We start from the raw sequence: 19,566 nt of genomic DNA on the forward strand, positions 1-19,566 counted from the left end.
ATCCGCAGCCTTCGCCTGCTCCGCCCCGCGCCCCGACGCGCCGCTAGGAATATCCCCGACGGTCCGATTAATGTCAATCCCGGGCGGCTGAGAGTAAGCTGAAAATCTACAATTTCCATAGGAATTGCGGAATGGTTTGACGGGGCGGCAGCGGTGGCCGGCCACCGGCACAATGATCACCGTGCTCAAAGCCACCCGCGCTCTCCTGACGTCACTCGATCCGCTGTCCCACCGCGACCGGACGCGACGCCTCGTGGCGTGGGCACGCACCGCGCCCGACCGTGCTCAGGTCTGCGCCGACCTGCGCGAACGCGGCACCTACGAGCGGCGTCTCGCGTTGCTCGCCGCGTTGGCCACCCAGGACACCGACGCCGTCCTGGCGGCGACGCACGACCCGGAGCCCTCGATCGGCGCCACCGCGCTGAACGCGGCCGTGCGGGCCGGCGTGACGCCCGCCGACCTGACCGACCGGCCGGCGAACGCGCGGCGGCGGGTCTACCGGGGGCTGCGCCGCCGCCCGGCACCGGCCGTCGCCGACGCGCTGATCATCGGGGTACGCGAGCGGTTCGGTGACCACGAGGCAGCCGCGCTGCTGCCGGCCTGCGGCCCGGAGACGGTACGGACCCTGCTGCCCGACCTGGAACACGCGCTGAACCCGGAACGGCTGATGCGGTGGCACGCCGGCATCGTGCTGGCGCGCACCGGTGAACGGCTGGCCGCGGCCCCACCGGAGTCGCGCAGGCGGATCTGGACCGAGGTCGCCGGCGCGGTGCTGCGCGGCGATCCCGCGCGGGCGCTGGACCTGCTCGACGAGTACGCGCCGGAGGAGTCGCTACCCGGCCCGCTCGTCGCGTACGGGCGGCTCGCCACACACGACGCCCGCCGTGTCGTACGCCTGCTCACCTCGCCCGGCCGCGCGACCTGGCTGGCACGGATCGTGCTGCCCCGCGCGCTGCTGGGCCGCCTCGCCGCGCTGCCCGTGGACGATCTGATCCCGCTGGCCGCCCGGTTGCGCGAGCACGACCGGGCGCTCGCCGCGTTGCTGCGCGCCGTGGCGCCGAGCCGCCGCGCCGAGCTGTACCACGGCGCGCTGGCCGACACCGACACCACGGCGCTGCTGCCGGGCGCCGAGGTGATGGAGGTGCTGCCGGCGCCGGTACAGGCACGCGAGGCGACCCGGGTGCTGGTCCTGCCGTCGGTCCGCGAGCGGGAGGAGCAGGTGCGGTTCTGGAGCGCGTACCTGCCGTGGCCGGCGGCCTCCGCGTCGGCGAGCGCGGCACTGCGCTCGGGCGACGCGGACGAACGGGCGGACGGCTGGCGGCTGCTGGTGGCGGCCGCGCGGCGCTCCCGCGACCCGCGGACGGTGGCCCAGGTGGTGGTCCGCCTCGGCCGGCTGCGCAACGAGCAGGACCCGGTACGCGCGGCCGCGCTCACCGCGCTGGCCACAGTGGCGCCGCTGCTCACCGCCACGAGCGCGGCCGGGCTGACCGGGCTCACCACCGACGCGGTGGACGCGCGGGACACCTCGGCGGCCACCACCACGGCGTTGAGCCGGCTCTCCGTCGACGTGCTCACGCATCACGTGGACGTGCCCGAGCTGGTGGAGTGGGCACTGCTCACGATCGACGTGGTGAGCAGCGACGCGACGGTGCCGGTGCTGCGCCGGCTCGACACGGTGCTGCGCCACGGCCAGGAGAGGGTGGTGTTCGACCGGCTGCGCGGCCGGATCGAGGGCGGCATGGCGCGCGGCCGGTACGGGCTGCTGTTCGCGCTCACCGAAGCGCTCGGCCGGCGGGCCTGGCGGCTGCCGGAGCTACAGGACATGCTGCGCCGGGCGATCGGGCCGGACACCCTGCCCTCGGTGGCCCGTGCCGCGGTGGAGCTCTGGCTCGCCGATCCGCGTACCCGCTCGCGGCGCGTCGCCGAGGTGCTGGACGTGGACGCGTCGGCGGTGGCGATCCACGGGGTGTGGACGACCGTCTGCGCGTCCCGCACCGACCTGCTCGACCGGGCGCTGGACCGGCCCCCGCGCGGCCGGTTCGTGGAGCGCGGCCTGCGGTGGGTGCCCGACACGGCGCCGTACGCCCAGCGCTGGCTCCCCCGCCAGCAGGAGCGCTTCGTGGCGCTTCAGGCCCGCGTCGTCGCCGACTCCGGGCAACGGGTCTGGCGGCGGGCGGGGGCGATCCGGGCCGCCGCCGGGGCCGGACCGGCCGGACGTGAGCTGGTGCTGCGCCACCTCGACGCGTCCCAGGTGCCGGTCGCCGAGGCGGCGCTCGGCGCGCTGGTCTGGACCGACCGGCCGGACGAGGCGTTCCCGGTGCTGCTGCGGTACGCCGACGGAGAACGGGCACGTGTCGCGCTGTACGCGGCCGGACGGGCCGCCCGGTACGTCCCGCCGGCCCGCCTGGCCGAACTGCTGGGCGGGGTGCTCACCGGCGCCGCGAAGGTCACCAGCCGCAAGGAGGCCGCCCGGCTCCTGGCCCGCTACACCCACACCGACGTGATGGTGACGCTCGGCGCGGCGTACACCGATCCGGACACGCACCGCGACGTGCGCGCGGCGATCGTCTCCGCCGCCCGGCAGCGGCTGGGGTCGGAGGCGGCCTGGGCCGTGTTGCGGGCGGCGGTGCACGCCAGCCGCGAGGAGCGGCGGGCGGTGCTCGGCGCGTTCCCCTCCGGGATCTCGGAGCGTCACCGCCGCGCCTACGCCGACCTGGTCGCGGCGGCGTGCCGGGCCGAGGACCGGGAGGTCAGCCGCGCCGCGTTCGCCGCGCTCGGTGAGTGGTGGCCGTGGCTGACCGGCGTCACCGACCTGATAGTGGACCGGCTCACCGACCCGGACGAGACGACGCCGAGCATCGGCGTGGCGAACCTGCTGCGGGCCGGTGGCGACGCGGCGTTCCGGGCCGCGCTGACCCGGCTGGTGGAGCGGGACGCGGCCGACGACGACCCGGGCGGCCCGGTGACCGACCGGCCGGCCCGGCGGCGCATCGACGTGCTCGCCGTCGGCGCGGCCCTGTGGTCCCGCAGCCGGCCGGCCGACGTCGACCGGGCCGGACTGGTCGAGGCCGCGCGGTGGCTCGCCGGCCGGGACGGCTTCCTGGGTACGGCCACCGGCCTTCTCGTCGGCATCGGCCGGATGGACAACCTGGACGAGGTCGCCGCGCTCTGCGCGGGCCGGCCCCTGGTCGCGGTCCGCACTGCCGAACACGTCGGCGCGCGCCTGCGCGACAGGCGGCGGCCCGACCCGGCGGCGCTCGCCGACACCATCGCCCGCCTCGCCGGGCGCGGAGACCTCGCCGGTGGGCTGTTCGCGGTGGCGCTCGTCGCGCACGGCTCGGAGTTCGGCTGGAAGACGCCGTGGCGGGAGCTGCTGACCGGGCTACGCCGTCACCCGGACGCCGACGTGCGGGAGGCCGCGTACGCGCTCGACATGAGCTGACGGCTACCCGGCGTCGGAGGCCGGGGCCAGCAGCGGGCGCAGCGGCCGGTCGCCGGGGACGCCGGGCATCCGGCGGGCCACCCCGGCGAGCAGGTCGGCGGCCTGGACGCGCGGGTCGTCGCGCGAATCGGTCATCACCAGCCCGGCCAGCGGTGACGGGCCGGCCGGGTCGCCGGCAGCCAGCGCCGCCTGGAGGCGGCGCAGCCGGTCCTCGGTGAGCGCGCTCTGCTCGTCGTGGATCACCAGCACCCGCCGCCGTCCGGCGCTCCAGTGCAGGACGGTCTCGGCCAGCGCCGGCAGCAGCGGCTCCAGCGGCGGCGGGATCGTCCGGTCGCCCGCGTACAACCGGGCCTGCACGGCTGCTACCCGGGCCGGATCGAGCGCGTCGAGAACCGCGCCGACCTGTGCGTCGCCGACGTGGCGACGCAACGCGTCCCGCGCGGCGAAGAACCGCTCGACGCTCCGGTCGTCCGCCCGGTCCCGCCGCTTGGTGCGCAGCATCTCGACCACGGCGGCGAGGAAGACCGCCCAGCCGGGTCCGGCCGCCCGCCCGGCCCGGTGCAGCGCCGTCGCGGCCGGACGCCGGTCACCGGCGAGGCGGGTGCCCGCCGCGTACGACGGTTCGGCCAGCAGCAGGTCCACGACCCGGGTGGCGAGGAAGAACTCCTTGTCGACCAGGTGCACGTGCGCCCGGCCGCGCAGCGCCGCCAGGAGCCACGCCGTCACCTCGGCGGCTTCGCGCCGGCGCAGGAACTGCCGGGACTTGACCTCGTCGGGGGAGAACCGGAACCCGGACCGCAGCGTACGGATCAACTCGGCGGCCTCGTCGCGGCTCAGGTCGACACTGGCGTGGACGATCACCGGGGTGGCCGGGTCGAGCAGGTTGGTGCCGGAGAAGCCGGACTCGTCGCAGGCGATCTCCAGCACCGCGCCGGTCAGCGCCTCGCCGGGTGGCAGCCCGCCCTGGAGCGGCAGCCTCGCACCCGTCGACCCGGCCATGCCGACAATGCTCGCCCACCGGCCCGCGGCGGACCAGCGGTTAACCCGGATCGGGTCGGAGGCGGTGCGCACCGCCTCATTCCACCGGCCGGTAGATCGCCGCCAGGCGCGGCAGGCGGGCGTGCATCTGCTCGTCGTCGTCGAAGTCGAAGTCGTCACCGGCCGGGTCGGCCGGCGTGCGGTCGGGAGCAGCGCGGTCGGCGGCGTCGAGCGCCTCCCAGAACGCATCGGTGCCGCCGCCGGTCGCCACGGCGTACGCGTCGCCCGCCGCGCTCAGCACCGCCTCGCACTCGACCGCGTCGTCGTCCGGGTCGACACCGGCCCCGGCGAGTGAGTCGGGATCGGCGACGGCCCGCTCCCAGACCGCCCGCCCCTGCGCGACCAGCCAGCCGCGGAAGTAGTCGAACCCGTCGTCCGAGCAGCCGCCACGCATCAGGTAGGCGGCCGCCCACAGGTCCCAGCGCCATCCCTCCTCGGTCACGTCGTCGTATGCCTGCTGGAAGCCCACGATCGCCGCCGGACTCCGCGCCGACAGCTCCGCGACCAGGTGCCCGGCCACCGCGTCGGCCCCCTCGGCGGTCACCGTCTCGCGCCCCGCGGCGCGACGTGCCCGCTCCACGATCTCCCAGAACGTCTCCCGATCCACGGCGGGACCGTACGCCGGCCCACCGACAAACTGTCAGCGGTCGTGTCAGCGCCGTGTCAGGGCGGTGGCGGCACGGCCGCGCACGGTGGTCGCATGACGAGTTCAGCGATCGCGGTCTCCGGATTGCGCAAGGCGTACAAGGACCGGGTGGTGCTCGACGGCATCGACCTGGACGTCCCCGCCGGGACGATCTTCTCGCTGCTCGGCCCGAACGGGGCCGGCAAGACGACAGCCATAAACATCCTGACCACCCTGATCCGCGCCGACGCCGGGTCGGTGCGTGTCGCCGGGCACGACGTGGCCACCGAGGCCGGGTCGGTACGCGCGGCGATCGGGGTGACCGGGCAGTTCGCGGCGGTGGACGAACTGCTGACCGGGCGGGAGAACCTGCAACTCATGGCCGACCTCGGCCCGCGTGACCGGGTGATCGGCAAGCGGGTCATCGCCGAGCTGCTGGAACGGTTCGACCTGGTCGAGGCCGCCGGCAAGCTGGTGTCGACGTACTCCGGGGGCATGCGCCGCAAGCTGGATCTGGCGATGACGCTGGTCGGCGAGCCGCGGATCATCTTCCTGGACGAGCCGACGACCGGGCTGGACCCGCGCAGCCGCCGCACCATGTGGTCGATCATCAGGGAGCTGGTGGCCGACGGCGTGACGGTCTTCCTCACCACCCAGTACCTCGACGAGGCCGACCGCCTCGCCGACCGGATCGCGGTGCTGGACCAGGGCCGGCTGGCCGCCCAGGGCACGCCGGAGGAGCTGAAGCGCCGGATCCCCGGCACGCACGTGCGGTTGCGGTTCGGCAGCGTCGCCGAACTCGACGCGGCGGCGCTGGTGCTGCCCGACGCCGTACGCGACGAGGAGGCGCTGGCGCTGAGCGTGCCGACCGACGGCGGGACCGCGGCGCTGCGCGCCCTGCTCGACCGGCTCGACGCGCACGCGATCAGCGCCGGCGACCTGTCCGTACAGACCCCCGACCTCGACGACGTCTTCCTGGCCCTGACCGGCCGTACCCCGGAGGTGGCCGCGAAATGAGCAGGAACCACTCGGTCGTCATGCTGCGCCGCAACCTGACGCACCTGCGCCGCAACCCCACCTCGGTGTTCAACGCGGTGCTGATGCCGATCATCGTCATGCTGATGTTCGTGTACATGCTCGGCGACGCGTTCTCCGTCGGCGTCGACTACGTCGACTACGCGACGCCGGGCCTGATGCTGCTGGCGGTCTGCTACGGCCTCGGCGGCACCGCGACCGCGGTCAGCTCCGACATGACCAAGGGCATCATCAACCGGTTCAAGGTCATGCACGTCTCCCGGGGCGCGGTGCTGACCGGCCACGTCGTCGCCACCGTGCTGACGAACGTCATCGCGGTCGCGGCCCTGGTCGGTGTGGCGTTCCTGCTCGGCTTCCGCCCGGCCGCCGGTCCCCTGCACTGGCTCGGTGCGGTCGGCATGGTGGTGCTGCTCAGCGTCGCCGTCAGCTGGTTCACCGTCGCTCTGGGCCTGTTCGCCAAGTCGCCCGAGTCGGCGGGCATGGCCGCCGTGCCGCTGATCCTGCTGCCGTTCTTCAGCAGCGCGATCGTGCCCGCGGACAAGATGGGGCCGGGGCTGCGGCAGTTCGCCGAGTACCAGCCGTTCACGCCGATCATCGAGACGCTGCGCGGCCTGCTGGGCGGCGCTCCCTCGGCCGGCGACGTGGTCCCCGCGATCGTCTGGTGCGCCGGCATCGCGGTGGTCGGCTACCTGTGGGCGCGGTCCACGTTCACGAAGCGAGCGTGACCTCGGCCAGCCGCTCCCAGCCGGTCTCCCGGCCCTGTGCGACCGCCTCGGCGAACCCCGCGTCGCCGAGGCGGTCGCGCGCCGCCGCCTCGATCCGGGACGCGTCCGGGTGGGCGAGGTCGGGCAGCCCGCGTACCGCGACGGCGGCGCCGAGCAGCCGCGCCGCCTGGTCCGGCCGGTCCAGCCGCAACGCCAGGTCCGCCACACCGACGAGCACCTGCGCGGTCAGCGGCGCGTAGCCGCCCTCGCGCGCCGCCCGGCACGCCGCCGCCCGATGGGTACGGGCCTGCTCGACGTCCTCGGCCAGGTAGCCCAGCAGATCCTGGGTGCCCGCCCGGACGCCAGCCAGGTCCGCCTCGTCGCCGAGCAGCGCCGACACGGCCCGCAGTTGCGCGTACGCCTCGTCCGCGTCGCCGTCGTGGCGGGCCAGGTACGCCCGGACCAGCGCCAGCTCGGCCAGCGCGCCCGGCCACGCGACCCCTGCGGCGAGCCGTTGCGCCTCGGCCACGGCGGCGGCGCTCGCGGCCTCGTCACCGCCCAGCCGGTACAGCCAGGCCAGCCGCGCCCGCATCCGGATCACGTCCTCGACGGCGCCGACCTCGGTGACCGCCGTGACGGCCTGCTCGTAGTAGTCGCAGGCGGCGGCGACGTCACCGCGCACGGCGATCAGCTCGGCCAGCTCGCTGAGCGCGAACGAGATCCCGAACCGTTCACCCACCGCCCGGAACTCGGCCAGCGCCTGCCGCAGGCACGCCTCCGCCTCCGCCGCCTCGATCCCGAGGATGACCCGCAGCTTGCCCAGGTGCAGCCGGGCCAGCGCGCGTACCCACGGGTCCTCGTGGTCGAGCAGCGACTCCCAGGCGGGCAGCAACGCGTCCGGCTCCCGCAGCATGCGCTCCATCGGCACGACCAGGGCCAGCTCCGGGTGCCTGCCCCGGCCCGCCCGGCTCAGCCGGTACGCCCGGTGGATCCACTCGGCCGCGTGCTGCCCGTCGCCCGGCCCGGAGCTGAGGAACAGCACCACCAGCGCGTACACCACGGCGCGGTTGTCGTCGGGCACCTCACCCGGCACCTCGGTGGCCGCGACGACCAGCTCCATGCCCTCGGTGCGGTGGCCGCCGAGCCACCAGTACCAACCGGCGCCGGCCGCCAGCCGCATCGCCTCGCGCGCCTCGCCGGCCGCCAGCGCGCCGCGCATCGCGGCGGTGATGTTGTCGTGCTCGGCGTCGAGCCGGGCGAGCCAGGTGAGCTGATCGGCGCGGCGCAGCCACGGCTCGGCCGCCTCGGCCAGTTCGGTGAAGTACGCGAGGTGCGCGTGGCGGACGAGGTTCGTCTCCCCCGCCTCGGCGAGCCGCTGCGCGGCGTACTCCTTGATCGTGCCGAGCATGCGGTAGCGCGGCGCGACGCCACCGGCGGCGACCAGCAGCGACTTCTCGGTCAGCGCGGTGAGCAGGTCGAGCACCTCGCCCGGCTCGACGGCGCCGCCGGCGCAGACCCGCTCGGCCGCGTCCAGGCTCGCCCCGCCGGAGAACACCGACAGCCGGCACAGGACCGCGCGTTCGGCGTCGGTGAGCAGTTCCCAGCTCCAGTCGACAATCGCGCGCAGCGTCCGGTGCCGGGGCAGGGCGGTCCGGCTGCCGCCGGTGAGCAGCCGGAACCGGTCGTCGAGCCGGGTGGCGAGCTGGTCGACGGACATGCTGCGCAGCCGCGCCGCGGCCAGCTCGATCGCCAGCGGCATGCCGTCGAGCGCACTGCAGACCCGCGCCATCGTCATCGCCGTGCCGGCGTCGGACGCGAGGTCCCGGCGGACGGCGGCGGCCCGGTCCCGCAGCAGGCGGACTGCGGGCGACGACTCGACCTCGGCGACCGTGGCGTCGCCGTCCGGCAGGCCCAGCGGCGCGACCGGCCACAACGCCTCCCCGGTGATGCCGAGCGGTTCCCGGCTCGTGGCCAGGATCCGCAGCCGCCGGCACTCGCCGAGCAGCCGGTGGGCCAGCGCGGCCGCCTGCTCCACGACGTGTTCGCAGTTGTCCAGGATCAGCAGCATGTCCCGGTCCCGGATCGCCGCGACCAGCCGGTCGGCCGGCTCCGCGTTGCCCGGGTCGCCGAGCAGCGCGTCCCGCAGGCCGAGCCCGGAGATCGTCGCCTGCACCACGTCCCCGCCGGCGCTGACGGCGGCGAACTCCACCAGCCACACGCCGTCCGGCAGGTCGCCTGTCATCCGGCGCCCGGCCTCCGTGGCCAGCCTGGTCTTCCCGGATCCGCCGGGGCCGGTGAGCGTGGTGAGCCGGTGCGCGGTCACCAGCTCGCCGACCGCGACCAGATCGGCGTCCCGGCCCACGAAGCTGGTCAGTTCGGCGCGCAGGTTGGTGCGGCGGGTGTCCTCGCGGCGTACCGTCCCGCCGCGCAGCAGGGTGACGTGCAGCGCCGACAGCTCCGGCGACGGGTCGACGCCCAGGGCGTCGGCGAGCGCGTCGGCGGTGCGCTGGTAGACGAGCAGCGCCTCGGTGTCCCGGCCGGCCGCGGCGAGCGCGCGCATCAACGACATGGCGAGCCGCTCGCGTACCGGATAGGCGGCCGCCAGGTCGGTCAGCTCCGGAATCAGATCGGCTTCCCGGCCGAGCCCGATCTCGGCGTCGTACCGGTCCTCCGTCGCGGCCAGGCGCAGCCGCTCCAGCCGAGTGGCTGCCGCGTCGAGCGCCGGACTGTCGGGCAGCCCGACGTCGCGCAGCGGGTCACCACGCCACAGGCCCAGCGCCTCGCGCAGCAGGCGTACTCGCTGCGGCCCGTCACCGTCGCGGGCCCGGCGGACGAGCCGTTCGAACCGCACGGCGTCGACCGCGTCGGGCTCGACGGCCAGCCGGTAGCCGTCCGGCAGCCCGTCGACGGTGCCCGCCGGCAGCGCCTTGCGCAGCCGGGACACCAGCCGTTGCAGCGCGTTCGCGGCGTCGGCGGGCGGCTGCTCGCCCCAGATCCAGTCGACGAGCGACGACTTCGGGACCACCCGGCCGGGCTGGAGCGCGAGGGCGGCCAGCAGCCCGCGCAGTCGCGCGCCCGGCACGTCGGCGACAACGCCGCCGTCCGTGGTGACCTGGAACGGCCCGAGCAACCCGATCTGCACCCGCCGATCCTGCCACGCCCGGCGACCGGGTTTCGTCCGCCGCCGCCGAGGTCAGGTCGCGAGCCGCAGGTGCCGCCGCTGTCGCAGCCGCACCGCGGCGGCCGCCACGACCAGCAGCGTGAGCGCGACAGCGAAGACCAGCCCGTGGGTGAGGCCGCGGGTGAGGTAGCCGCCGTCGGTGTGGTCGACGGCGTACGTGGCGAGCTCGCGGCTGAACCAGAACGGCAACGCGCGGGTGGCGCTGCCCGCCGGGTCCATCACCATCTGGAGGCCGACGACGGTCAGCAGCACCAGCGTGCCCTCCAGCTCGCGCGGCAGCACGGCGCTCAGCAGCAGCCCGAACGGCACCGACACGAACACGGTCAGCGCCATGATCAGCGCGATCGCGCCGTACCGCACGTCGCGCTGGTCGGCCAGGACGAGCAGGAAGTACGGGGTGGAGAGCAGCACGCCGACGGTCCAGAGGGCGAGCAGCCGGCCGAGCACCAGGTGCCGGCTGCCGTAGCCGGAGAGCCGCAGGCGCGGTTCCATGCCCCGCGCCGCGCTGCCCGCGAACAGCGCGGCGGTGCTGAGCGCCCAGGCCAGGCCGAGACAGACGAAGCGGATCGACTGCCCGAGAAAGTCGCCGCGGCGGCTCAGGTAGAAGGCCAGCGGCATCAGCAGCAGGATGACCAGCACGGTACGGCGGCGCAGCAGCTCGCGCAGGGCGGCTTCGGCCACCACGAGGGTCCGGCTCATGCCTCACGCTCCCCGAGCATCGCCAGGTCGAGCACGACGTCGACCCGGTCGAGCTGGTTGAGCAGGTGCGTGACGACCACGACGGCCTTGCCCGCGTCGCGCCAGCGCCACACCTCGTGCCAGAAGTCGAGGTACGTCCCCCTGTCGAAACCCTGGTAGGGCTCGTCGAGGAGCAGCACGTCCGGCTCGCCGAGCCGGGCCAGCACCAGGTTGAGCTTCTGCCGGGTGCCACCGGAGAGGTGCCGCGCCTGGGTGCGTCTCGGCGGCGTCCACTCCAGCCCGGCCGCCTCCGCGCGACCGGCCCGCCGGGCGGCCGTACGGCCCAGCCCTCTGCCGGCGCCGATCAGCACGAAGTGCTCGTCGGGGCTGAGGAACTCGGCGGTGCCACCGTCCTGCGGGCAGTAGCCGAGCGTGCCGTCGACCTCGACGGTTCCCGCATCCGGGCTCAGCAGGCCGGCGCAGATGCGCAGGAACGTGCTCTTGCCGGCGCCGTTGGCACCGACCACCGCCGCGATCTCCCCCGCTCGGACGGTCAGGTCGACCCGGTCCAGGACGGTCCGCCCCCGGTAGCGCTTGGTGATGCCCCGGGCCCTGAGCCGCACCGGTCCCGGTTGACGGCGCGGCGGGCGTACGTCGGGACCGCCGAGGCTGTCGACCACCGCCTGCGCGTACGCCTCCGGCGCGCCGAAGACCCGCAGCGGCGATTCTCCGCTGTCGAGCAGGTGGGTGGCCGCCTCGGCGACGACGTGACCGGTCAGATCGGGCCCCACCCCGTGCCGGCGCAGCTCGCCGGTCAGGGCGGCGAGCCAGAGGTTGTGGTTCACCGCTTCGGCTCCTCGCTCAGTATCCCGCCCACGCTCGACGCGAAGGCGCTCCAGTCGGTCGCGGCCTCGCGCAGGACCACGCTGCCGGCCGGGCTGATCCGGTAGTACTTCCTCGCAGGGCCGGTCCCGCCCTCCCGCCAGTGCGCGGTGAGCAGGCCGGAGCGCTGCAACCGCAGCAGCACCGGGTAGAGGGTGCCGCCCTGCACGGCGCCCAGCCCGTGGGCCCGCAACGCCTGGGACAGTTCGTAGCCGTAGGACTCGCCCCGGCTCAGCAGCGCGAGCACGCAGAGGTCGAGCACCCCGCGCAGCCACTGCGCCCGCCGTTCCTGGTTCATACCGCTCCGCAGTGTCCCGATGAGACGATCACGGACGAAAACAGTAGCGCCGCTACCTAGGTGGCGCAACCATCTAGTACGGGCATCTCCGGTGCGCCGATCCTGATAAGTTGCGCGCTCCACACGGGTTCGACGGGGGAACGCGCATGTCCGACACGGGGGCCGGATCGGGTCAGGAAGCGACTGGGGACGCGGAACAGCGCCCGGAGAACGCCTGGATGCCGCCGGCCGGCGAGCCTCCCGCCGCTCTCGGCCCGCCATCCCATGCGGGCCCGAGCTACGGGCCGCCCGCGGCGGGTCCGCCGTTCGGGCCGTACCCGCCGCCCGGCCCGCCGTCGCCCGGGGGCCGCAACCGCGGCCTGGTCATCGCCGTCGCGGCACTGAGCGTCCTGCTGCTGGTGGCCTGCTCGGGCCTGGTCGTCGGGGCGTTCCTACTGCGTTCCTCCGAGCGTCAGGCGGCCGAGCCGCAGCCGGCCGCACCGCCGGTGACCCCCTGGCAGTCGTCCGGCGCGACACCCGCTCCGGGAGCGACAGCGGGCACGGAGCCGTCGACGCGCGGGCCCCAGCCCAGCGACTTCCCGGCGGCGCAGATCTCCGATCTGAACAACGTGTGCGACGGGGTCTTCTACTACCCGCAGTCGCCGAAGCGCACCGGTGCCGCGCCGCATCCGGTGGCGCTGCTCGTCGGCACCGACCTGGGCACGGACCGCCGGCACGACCGGGTCTACTACTACGACGAGGGCCTGTCGAAGCGGGTGGAACGGACCTGGGCGTCGGAGGACCTGAAGACCGTGCAGATGGTCGCCTGCCTGGACCGCACGAGCACCGGCGCGACGATCCGCAAGTGCCGCTACGACGACCCGAAGCCGGACACGCTGACGCTGCTGAAGGCCACCTACCAGCTACGCGTGTACGAGGTGGCGACCGGCCGCAAGCTGCTGGACAAGACCATGGGCGGTGACGACCAGCAGTGCCCGTACGTGGTCCTGTACGGCCTGGACAAGAAGATCTACGCCGAGGTCAGCCACCGGTCGATCCTCGGTGCGCTGCGGAACTTGGTGAAGCGGTAGGCGGACGACGACGAGCGACGCCGGCCCCGATCGGGGCCGGCGTCGCTTCCTGTCGGCTGTCAGAGGGTGGTTTCGCCGGTGAGGCCGAAGTAGTCGTGCCATTTGGTGGAGGGGTTGAAGGTGGTGCCGGTGGAGAGGGCGACGTAGATGTCGTTTGTGGTGTTTTTGGTGAAGACGATGAGGTCGTCTTTGCCGTCGCCGTTGGTGTCGCCGAGGTAGGGGAATTCGCCGGTGAGGCAGAAGTGGTCGTGCCATTTGATGGTGGTGCCGGTGAAGGTGGTGCCGGTGGAGGTGGCGGCGTAGACGTCGGCGTCGGGGTTGCAGGTGAAGGTGACGATGTCGTCGCGTCCGTCGCCGTTGATGTCGCCGACGCGGGGTTGTTCGGTGCCGACGGCGAACAGGTCGTGCCATTTTTGTGGTGGGCCGAAGGAGGTGCCGGTGGACAGGGCGACGATGACGTCGGATGCCGACGCGGGGCCTTGGGTGAAGGTGATGATGTCGTCCTTGCCGTCGCCGTTGACGTCGCCGAGGGCGGGAAACTCCCCCGCGATGGAGAAGTAGTCGTGCCATTTGACGGCGGTGCCGGTGAAGCCGGTGCCGGTGGACAGGGCGACGTAGACGTCGGCGTTGGTGTCGTGGGTGAAGGTGATGATGTCGTCGCGGCCGTCGCCGTTGACGTCGCCGATGGCGGGGACTTCGGTGCCGGGGGCGAACCAGTCGTGCCATTTGGTGGAGGGGGCGAAGCTGGTGCCGGTGGACAGGGCGACGTAGACGTCGGCGTCGGTGCCGTGGGTGAACACGATGGCGTCGTCGCGTCCGTCGCCGTCGGCGTCTCCGGTCAACGGTGTTTCTCCGGACAGGGCGAACCAGTCGTGCCATTTCACCGACGTGCCCGCGAACGACGAACCCGTCGACGTCGCCACATACGCGTCGGCGAGCGGGCCGTGGGTGAACGCGACCACGTCGTCACGGCCGTCACCGGTGAAATCGGTGGGCGACCCACCGAAATACCGGGCGGCCGATCCTCCGCCACCCTGGTTCACCAGTGAGAGGTAGTAGTTCCAGTTCCAGTTCGGCCCCGGGTCGGTGTGGTCGTTGCCCGGGATCTCGTTGTGCCCCTTGATGCCGGTGCGGTTCTTCGGGATGCCGTACTTGTCGCACAGGTAACGGGTCAGCGCGGCCGAGGAGCGGTACATCGCATCGGTGAACCAGGCCGGGTTGTCGACGTACCCCTCGTGCTCGATGCCGACGCCGTAGGCGTTGCCGGACCGGGCGTGGTACGCGGTGTCGCCCTCGCGGACCATCTGGGTGATCTCGCCGCTGCTGGACTTCACCACGTAGTGTGCGCTGACCCCCGCTGACGGGTTCTGGAACCAGCTGATCGTGCCGGCGTACGAGCCCTGGGTGACGTGCAGGATCACGGTGGTGATCCGGCTGGACCGGCCCACGCCGTAGTTCGCGCCGTTCGCGGCCACCCACCGCGCCGCCGGGTACTCCGGCACGGCGGCGGCGAGCGTACGGGACGGGGAGCCGGCCGGGGCCACAGTGGCGAAGCGGCCCCGCTCCGGCTCCACCCGGTACGCCCGCACCGCCACCGCGCCCGGAATGCCCTGCTGCACCAGCTCGTAGATGCCGTCCGCGTACAGCCGGGCGGTGGCGTCGTCGGCCCCGCCGCCGTACCTCGCCACCACCGGATACCAGGCGGTGACCCGGTCCCGGTCGCGCGCGGTCAAGCCCTCCGCGTCGGCCAGTTCCCGCAGCACCGCCGCGCCGCCACGGATGTTCACCGGCGTGACGGTCCTCAGGCGTGCCACCGGCTCGCCGGTCAACGCCGCCGCGCGTTCCAGGCTGTGCTGGGCGGGGTTGCTGACCAGATGCATCACCCCGTAGCCGTTGGCCTGGCTCGGCTTGCCGCCGTGCGCGTCCAGGCGGGACTCGCCGTAACCGACAGCGACGAGCACGTCCCGGGGCACGTCGTACTCCTGTGCCGCCCGCACGAAGGCCGCGTCCAGCGCGGTGCGGGCCGGCGGCGTCGCGGTCGCGGACGCCGGCTGAACCGCGACCGCGCCGACGAGCGCCGCGGCCAGCAGGGCGACGCCGGCGCGCCGCCGTCTCCGTCGTGTTCCGGCCACGGGGGCCTCCCATCCTGAGGTCACAGCGTCACCTCACCGGTGAGGCCGAAATAGTCGTGCCACTTGCTGGAGGGACCGAAGGTGGTGCCGGTGGACAGCGCGACGTAGACGTCGTTCGTGGCGCCCTTGGTGAAGACGATGAGGTCGTCTTTGCCGTCGCCGTTGGCGTCGCCCAGGTAGGGGAATTCGCCGGGCAGGCAGAAGAAGTCGTGCCACTTGACGGTGGTGCCGGCGAAGGTGGTGCCGGTGGAGGTGGCGGCGTAGACGTCGGCGTCGGCGTTGCAGGTGAAGGTGACGATGTCGTCGCGTCCGTCGCCGTTGATGTCGCCCACCCGGGGCTGCTCGGCGCCGACGGCGAACAGGTCGTGCCACTTCTGCGGCGCCCCGAAGCCACTGCCCGTCGACAGGGCGACGATCACGTCCGCGGCCGACGCGGGGCCCTGGGTGAAGGTGATGATGTCGTCGCGGCCGTCGCCGTTGACGTCGCCGAGGGCGGGAAACTCTCCGGCGATCGAGAAGTAGTCGTGCCACTTCACCGCCGTGCCCGCGAACGATGTGCCGGTCGACAACGCCACGTACACGTCCGCCGTCGCGTTGTGGGTGAACGCGACGATGTCGTCCCTGCCGTCGCCGTTGACGTCACCGACCGCGGCGATCTCCGCGCCGGGGGCGAACCAGTCGTGCCACCTGCCCGGCGACGTGAACGCCGATCCGTTCGACAGCGCCACGTACACGTCGCCGGTGTTTCCGTGCGCGAACGTGACGATGTCGTCGCGCCCGTCCCCGTTCACGTCACCTGTCGACGCGGTCTCCCCGCCGATGGAGAAGAAGTCGTTCCACTTCACCGACGTTCCCGCGAAGCCGGTGCCGGTGGAGGTGCTCGCGTAGACGTCGGCGGAGGCGTTCTGGGTGAAGGTGAGGACGTCGTCGCGGCCGTCGCCGTTGACGTCGGTCGACGACCCGCCGGCCATGCCGTGCGTACGCGAGGCCTGGTTGAGCAGCGACCGCGCCGTCCCCGCCGCCTGGTCGTACCGGTCCGGGAAGCCCGACCGCTGGACGCACTGCGCGACCTGCCCGGCGGTGTAGCCGGGGTTGTTGCGGTCGCAGGTGATGGCGCGGGTGACGTACTGCTGGGTGGCGTAGACCGGGTCCATGATCTGCTCCGGGGTGCCCCACCCGTAGTCCCAGCGCTGCTGGAACACCCCGAGGCTCGACTTGTCGCCGCAGGGCAGGTTGTTCATGTGGGACTCGACCCAGCCCGCCTCGAAGGTGGAGAGCATCACCTTGTCGTTTGCGTTGTACGACAGGGCCACCCGGTAGACGATCACGGTGACGGCGGGGTCGTGGGTGGCCGGAACGGACGGGCAGGCCAGCGTGTCCATCGGTACGGCGGCCGCGGGCGCGCCGACTGCGACGGCCGCCACGGCCGTGCAGAGCGCGACGAGCATCGCCAGCGGAGTTCGTCTCACCGTGCTCCTCGGGGGTGTCGGAGGAAGGACCGGAAGGTTGCCCGCCAACCGGGGTGACCAGGCGGCGCGGGCCCGAGAAATCGATTGCTGACGAGTGTCGTAGTCATCGATGTCGATGTCAATAGCGGCGGCATGGACCGCTGGAAGGACGGGCACGCCCGGCCGGAAATCGATTGCTTGACGGGTATAGGATTCCGAGCGATCTCCCGCGGTGGCGGTCTCCCTCCGGTGGGTCACGGTCCGACGGGCAGACCGCCATGGCCGGCCGGACCAGACCCGGCGACGGACGACGGGAGCGGCGATGACGACCATCTACGACGTGGCGCGTCGCGCGGGAGTGTCCCCCGCGACCGTCTCCCGCGTCCTCAACGGACGGCCCTCGGTCGACCCCGAGATGGCCGCCCGGGTCCGCCAAGCCGCGCAGGACCTCGACTACCGCCCGAACGCTGTCGCCCGCAGTCTGCGCCGTAGCCGGACCAGCCTCTGGGCGGTCATCATCTCCGACATCGGGAACCCGTTCTTCACCTCGATGGTCCGAGGCGTCGAGGACGTCGCGCAGGAGGCCGGCTTCTCGGTCGTGCTGTGCAACGGCGACGAGGACCCGGAGAAGGAGGCGCGCTACGTCGCGGCGGCCCTGGCCGAACGGATGGCCGGCGTGATCATCTCCTCCTCCGGGAGGCCGGCGCTGATCAACCGGCTGGTGCAGGCCGGCATCCCGGTCGTCGCGATCGACAGGCAACCGCGCGGCGTCGCGGTGGACACCGTGCTCGTGGACAACACCCACGGCGCCGAGCAGGCGACCGCGCACCTGGTGGACGCCGGCTACCGGCGAATCGCCTGCATCACCGGGCCACGCCGGATCTCCACCGCCATGCAGCGGTTGCGGGGCTACCAGCGGGCGCTGAAGGCGAGCGGGTGTCCCGCCGGCGAGGAGCTGATCCGGTACGCCGACTTCCGCGAGGAGGGCGGCTACCGGGCGATGGCGTCGCTGCTGGAGGCCGGTGAGCCGCCCGACGCGGTGTTCGCGGCGAACAACCTGATGACTGTGGGCGCCGTCGAGTGCCTGGTCGACAACGGCATCGGTGTGCCCGACCGGTTCGGCATCGTCGGGTTCGACGACATCCCGTGGGCGCACCTGGTCCGGCCGTCGCTGAGCACCGTCGCGCAGCCCACCTACGACCTCGGACGTACCGCGGCCACGCTGCTCGTCGAGCGGATCGCCGACCCGGTCAAGGCGCCCTCGACCGTGGTGCTCCACACCGAGTTGCGGGTACGCGAGAGCTCCGCCCGGTCGGCCGAGGGTCGCGCCGCCGACCGGCCTCGCCCGCGCGGCGCGGCCGCCGGCTCGCTCAGATCGTGACCTCCCCGCACAGGTGCACGCGTACGCCCAGCTCGGCGAAGAAGGCGGCCTTGACCCGTAGGGCGCGGTCGGCGGTCACGGCGTCCGGGGCGTAGACGACGTTCACGTGGTTGGCCTTGTGCCGGGCCATCAACTGGTCACGGTCCACGCCGTGCAGCACGGCGTGCATGATCGGCCACTGCGGGGTGGTGGCGTCCAGCCGCCGCCGGGTCTCCGCCTCGGGCAGCTCCACCACCGTGCCGCGCCCCAGGTCCACGTGCAGGCCGCCGTCCATCAGGAACACCCGCGACCAGACGATCTCCCCCGGCTTCGACACGCCGCTGAGCGTGCCACCGCCGAGCGGGAAGTACATCGGCGGCTGACGCATGCTGTAGGACCTGTCGTAGCCGCCGTTGTGCGACGCGGGCACCGAGCCGGAGATCTCGAAGACCCAGACGAAGTGCTCGCCGTACCGCTGTCCCCAGCGGATGTCGTGCAGCGTGGTCGCCGGGTCCAGCTCCATCGCGGTCCAGATCCGGTTGGTGATCAGCGAGTCCACCGCGACGCCCTCGTCGACCTCGTTGAAGTGCGGCAGTGCCGCACCCGGGTACAGCTCCCGGGAGCCGTCCCGGCTGGTCACCGGCGGGCGTGCCACGTTGTTCAGCAGCCCTTCGGCCAGGTCGCTGGCCGGCACGGTGTCCTTGAGTCCCTGCTGGTATTGGATCCCCACCGCGTCCAGCCCGAAGTCGTCGGCGATGCGCAGCGCGGCGACGTACATCCGGCACTGGCTCAGCAGCTGGGCCCGGGTCAGCTCGGTGGCCTCGTCGACACCGGTGTGGAACGTCATCCCGGCCGCCTCCAGCCAGGCGAGCACCGCCTCCGCCTCGGCGTCGGGCACCCGCGCCATCTCCGCCACCAGCGCGCTCTGCGAGAGGCGTTCCTTGAACACGCCGATCGGGTTGAGCAACTCGTCGTCGATGATGGCGTTGTACATGCCCATGCAGCCCTCGTCGAAGACGCCGATGACGGCCCGCTCGGCGACGAGCTGCCGGGCCAGCGCCACGCCGAGTTCGACCTCCGCGTCCGGCCGCAGCGCCGGCAGCGGGCGTACGTGGCTCTCGTCGTGCACGACCTCGCCGGTCTCCAGCCACTTCTTCAGGCCGTCGCGTGCCCACTCGTCGGTGAAGTCCTCACTCCACAGCGTCGAGTACCGCACCCCCGCCTTGGTGAGGCTGCCGGCGAGGTTGAGCAGGCCCACCAGGCCGGGGTGCTGCCCGCTCCAGTTCGCCACCAGCAGGATCGGCCCGCGGTGGGCGCGCAGCCCGGCCAGCACGTGGTGGCTGTACTGCCAGACCGCCTCGACCACGATCAGCGGCACGTCCGCCGGGATGCGCCGGAACACCTCGATCCCGGCGCGCTGGCTGTCGATGAAGCCGTGGCCGGTGACCGGGTCGACGTCGTGCCCGCGCCGCACCTGCCAGCCCAGCGCGGTGACGGCGGCGGCGAGGTCCGCTTCGAGCTGCCGTTGTACGGGCCAGCAGGTGACGTTGGCGCTCAGCCGCAGGTCGCCGCTGGCCACCGTGTAGACGGTGCGGGGTGGGGCGGCCGGGCGCTCGACCGGCACGGGCAGGGTGTAACGGGTCACGGACAGCTCCCTCGGTCGGCGGGACGGG

Annotated in this window: 14 protein-coding genes; 5 read left to right on the plus strand and 9 right to left on the minus strand. The window is 73.4% G+C overall.

Translation table 11 applies throughout. The annotated features are described in order from the left end of the window. Window positions 1-172 precede the first annotated feature (172 nt). Complete coding sequence (locus ACFYON_RS21470) at window positions 173-3,442, plus strand: hypothetical protein (RefSeq protein ID WP_387321019.1); 3,270 nt, start codon at window positions 173-175, stop codon at window positions 3,440-3,442. A gap of 3 nt (window positions 3,443-3,445) precedes the next feature. Here the strand turns inward: ACFYON_RS21470 and ACFYON_RS21475 are convergent, their stop codons facing one another. Together ACFYON_RS21475 and ACFYON_RS21480 are read right to left on the minus strand one after the other, a co-directional pair. Beyond that, the gene (locus ACFYON_RS21475; protein ID WP_354867569.1) at window positions 3,446-4,441 is read right to left on the minus strand and encodes a DUF3800 domain-containing protein; all 996 of its coding nucleotides are present in this window, start codon (window positions 4,439-4,441) and stop codon (window positions 3,446-3,448) included. A 76-nt stretch (window positions 4,442-4,517) separates the two neighbouring features. Then, on the minus strand, window positions 4,518-5,087 hold the full coding sequence (locus ACFYON_RS21480) for a DUF4240 domain-containing protein (RefSeq protein WP_354867572.1): 570 nt from the start codon (window positions 5,085-5,087) through the stop codon (window positions 4,518-4,520). A gap of 93 nt (window positions 5,088-5,180) precedes the next feature. On the opposite strand from ACFYON_RS21480, the gene ACFYON_RS21485 reads away from it, so the two are divergent. Next, window positions 5,181-6,122, plus strand: a complete 942-nt coding sequence (locus tag ACFYON_RS21485) for an ATP-binding cassette domain-containing protein (RefSeq protein ID WP_354867575.1) — start codon at window positions 5,181-5,183, stop codon at window positions 6,120-6,122. Continuing rightward, window positions 6,119-6,865 carry an ABC transporter permease gene (locus ACFYON_RS21490; RefSeq protein ID WP_354867577.1) on the plus strand — a complete coding sequence of 249 codons (747 nt, stop codon included), beginning with the start codon at window positions 6,119-6,121 and terminating at the stop codon, window positions 6,863-6,865. Before ACFYON_RS21485 ends, ACFYON_RS21490 begins: the two co-directional genes overlap by 4 nt. Here the strand turns inward: ACFYON_RS21490 and ACFYON_RS21495 are convergent. From ACFYON_RS21495 to ACFYON_RS21510, 4 genes are read right to left on the minus strand one after another with little or no spacing between them, the layout of a single operon-like run. Beyond that, window positions 6,849-9,986 (minus strand): BTAD domain-containing putative transcriptional regulator, encoded by a 3,138-nt coding sequence (locus ACFYON_RS21495; protein ID WP_354867628.1) that lies wholly within the window; start codon window positions 9,984-9,986, stop codon window positions 6,849-6,851. The two genes, ACFYON_RS21490 and ACFYON_RS21495, sit on opposite strands and share 17 nt — an antisense overlap. A 51-nt stretch (window positions 9,987-10,037) precedes the next feature. Next, window positions 10,038-10,724, minus strand: coding sequence for a hypothetical protein (locus ACFYON_RS21500; RefSeq protein WP_355096482.1), 687 nt, complete (start codon window positions 10,722-10,724; stop codon window positions 10,038-10,040). Continuing rightward, the gene (locus ACFYON_RS21505; protein WP_355096484.1) at window positions 10,721-11,548 is read right to left on the minus strand and encodes an ATP-binding cassette domain-containing protein; all 828 of its coding nucleotides are present in this window, start codon (window positions 11,546-11,548) and stop codon (window positions 10,721-10,723) included. The genes ACFYON_RS21500 and ACFYON_RS21505 overlap by 4 nt, the downstream gene beginning before the upstream one ends. After that, on the minus strand, window positions 11,545-11,883 hold the full coding sequence (locus tag ACFYON_RS21510; protein WP_355096486.1) for a PadR family transcriptional regulator: 339 nt from the start codon (window positions 11,881-11,883) through the stop codon (window positions 11,545-11,547). The genes ACFYON_RS21505 and ACFYON_RS21510 overlap by 4 nt, the downstream gene beginning before the upstream one ends. Before the next feature lie 146 nt (window positions 11,884-12,029). Here ACFYON_RS21510 and ACFYON_RS21515 point away from each other — a divergent pair, with 146 nt between their 5' ends. Further along, entirely contained in the window at window positions 12,030-12,953 is a 924-nt protein-coding gene (locus ACFYON_RS21515) for a hypothetical protein (RefSeq protein ID WP_355096488.1), read from the plus strand. Between the two features lie 59 nt (window positions 12,954-13,012). Here the strand turns inward: ACFYON_RS21515 and ACFYON_RS21520 are convergent, their stop codons facing one another. Together ACFYON_RS21520 and ACFYON_RS21525 are read right to left on the minus strand one after the other, a co-directional pair. After that, window positions 13,013-15,085 carry an N-acetylmuramoyl-L-alanine amidase gene (locus ACFYON_RS21520; RefSeq protein WP_387256888.1) on the minus strand — a complete coding sequence of 691 codons (2,073 nt, stop codon included), beginning with the start codon at window positions 15,083-15,085 and terminating at the stop codon, window positions 13,013-13,015. A 20-nt stretch (window positions 15,086-15,105) separates the two neighbouring features. Further along, window positions 15,106-16,554, minus strand: coding sequence for a VCBS repeat-containing protein (locus ACFYON_RS21525; RefSeq protein WP_354874972.1), 1,449 nt, complete (start codon window positions 16,552-16,554; stop codon window positions 15,106-15,108). A gap of 301 nt (window positions 16,555-16,855) precedes the next feature. Here ACFYON_RS21525 and ACFYON_RS21530 point away from each other — a divergent pair, with 301 nt between their 5' ends. After that, complete coding sequence (locus ACFYON_RS21530; RefSeq protein WP_354874974.1) at window positions 16,856-17,914, plus strand: LacI family DNA-binding transcriptional regulator; 1,059 nt, start codon at window positions 16,856-16,858, stop codon at window positions 17,912-17,914. On the opposite strand, the gene ACFYON_RS21535 is transcribed toward ACFYON_RS21530, so the two are convergent. After that, on the minus strand, window positions 17,904-19,538 hold the full coding sequence (locus ACFYON_RS21535; RefSeq protein ID WP_387320996.1) for a fucose isomerase: 1,635 nt from the start codon (window positions 19,536-19,538) through the stop codon (window positions 17,904-17,906). The two genes, ACFYON_RS21530 and ACFYON_RS21535, sit on opposite strands and share 11 nt — an antisense overlap. Window positions 19,539-19,566: the final 28 nt, after the last annotated feature.

Origin of the sequence: Micromonospora sp. NPDC005686, assembly GCF_042871665.1 — a bacterium.
Taxonomy (GTDB): Bacteria; Actinomycetota; Actinomycetes; order Mycobacteriales; family Micromonosporaceae; genus Micromonospora.

Coding starts and splice junctions, on each gene's coding strand:
- ACFYON_RS21515 (WP_355096488.1), top strand. CDS start 12,030: ATGTCCGACACGGGGGCCGGATCGGGTCAGGAAGCGACTGGGGACGCG.
- ACFYON_RS21485 (WP_354867575.1), top strand. CDS start 5,181: ATGACGAGTTCAGCGATCGCGGTCTCCGGATTGCGCAAGGCGTACAAG.
- ACFYON_RS21470 (WP_387321019.1), top strand. CDS start 173: ATGATCACCGTGCTCAAAGCCACCCGCGCTCTCCTGACGTCACTCGAT.
- ACFYON_RS21490 (WP_354867577.1), top strand. CDS start 6,119: ATGAGCAGGAACCACTCGGTCGTCATGCTGCGCCGCAACCTGACGCAC.
- ACFYON_RS21500 (WP_355096482.1), bottom strand. CDS start 10,724: ATGAGCCGGACCCTCGTGGTGGCCGAAGCCGCCCTGCGCGAGCTGCTG.
- ACFYON_RS21475 (WP_354867569.1), bottom strand. CDS start 4,441: ATGGCCGGGTCGACGGGTGCGAGGCTGCCGCTCCAGGGCGGGCTGCCA.
- ACFYON_RS21530 (WP_354874974.1), top strand. CDS start 16,856: ATGACGACCATCTACGACGTGGCGCGTCGCGCGGGAGTGTCCCCCGCG.
- ACFYON_RS21510 (WP_355096486.1), bottom strand. CDS start 11,883: ATGAACCAGGAACGGCGGGCGCAGTGGCTGCGCGGGGTGCTCGACCTC.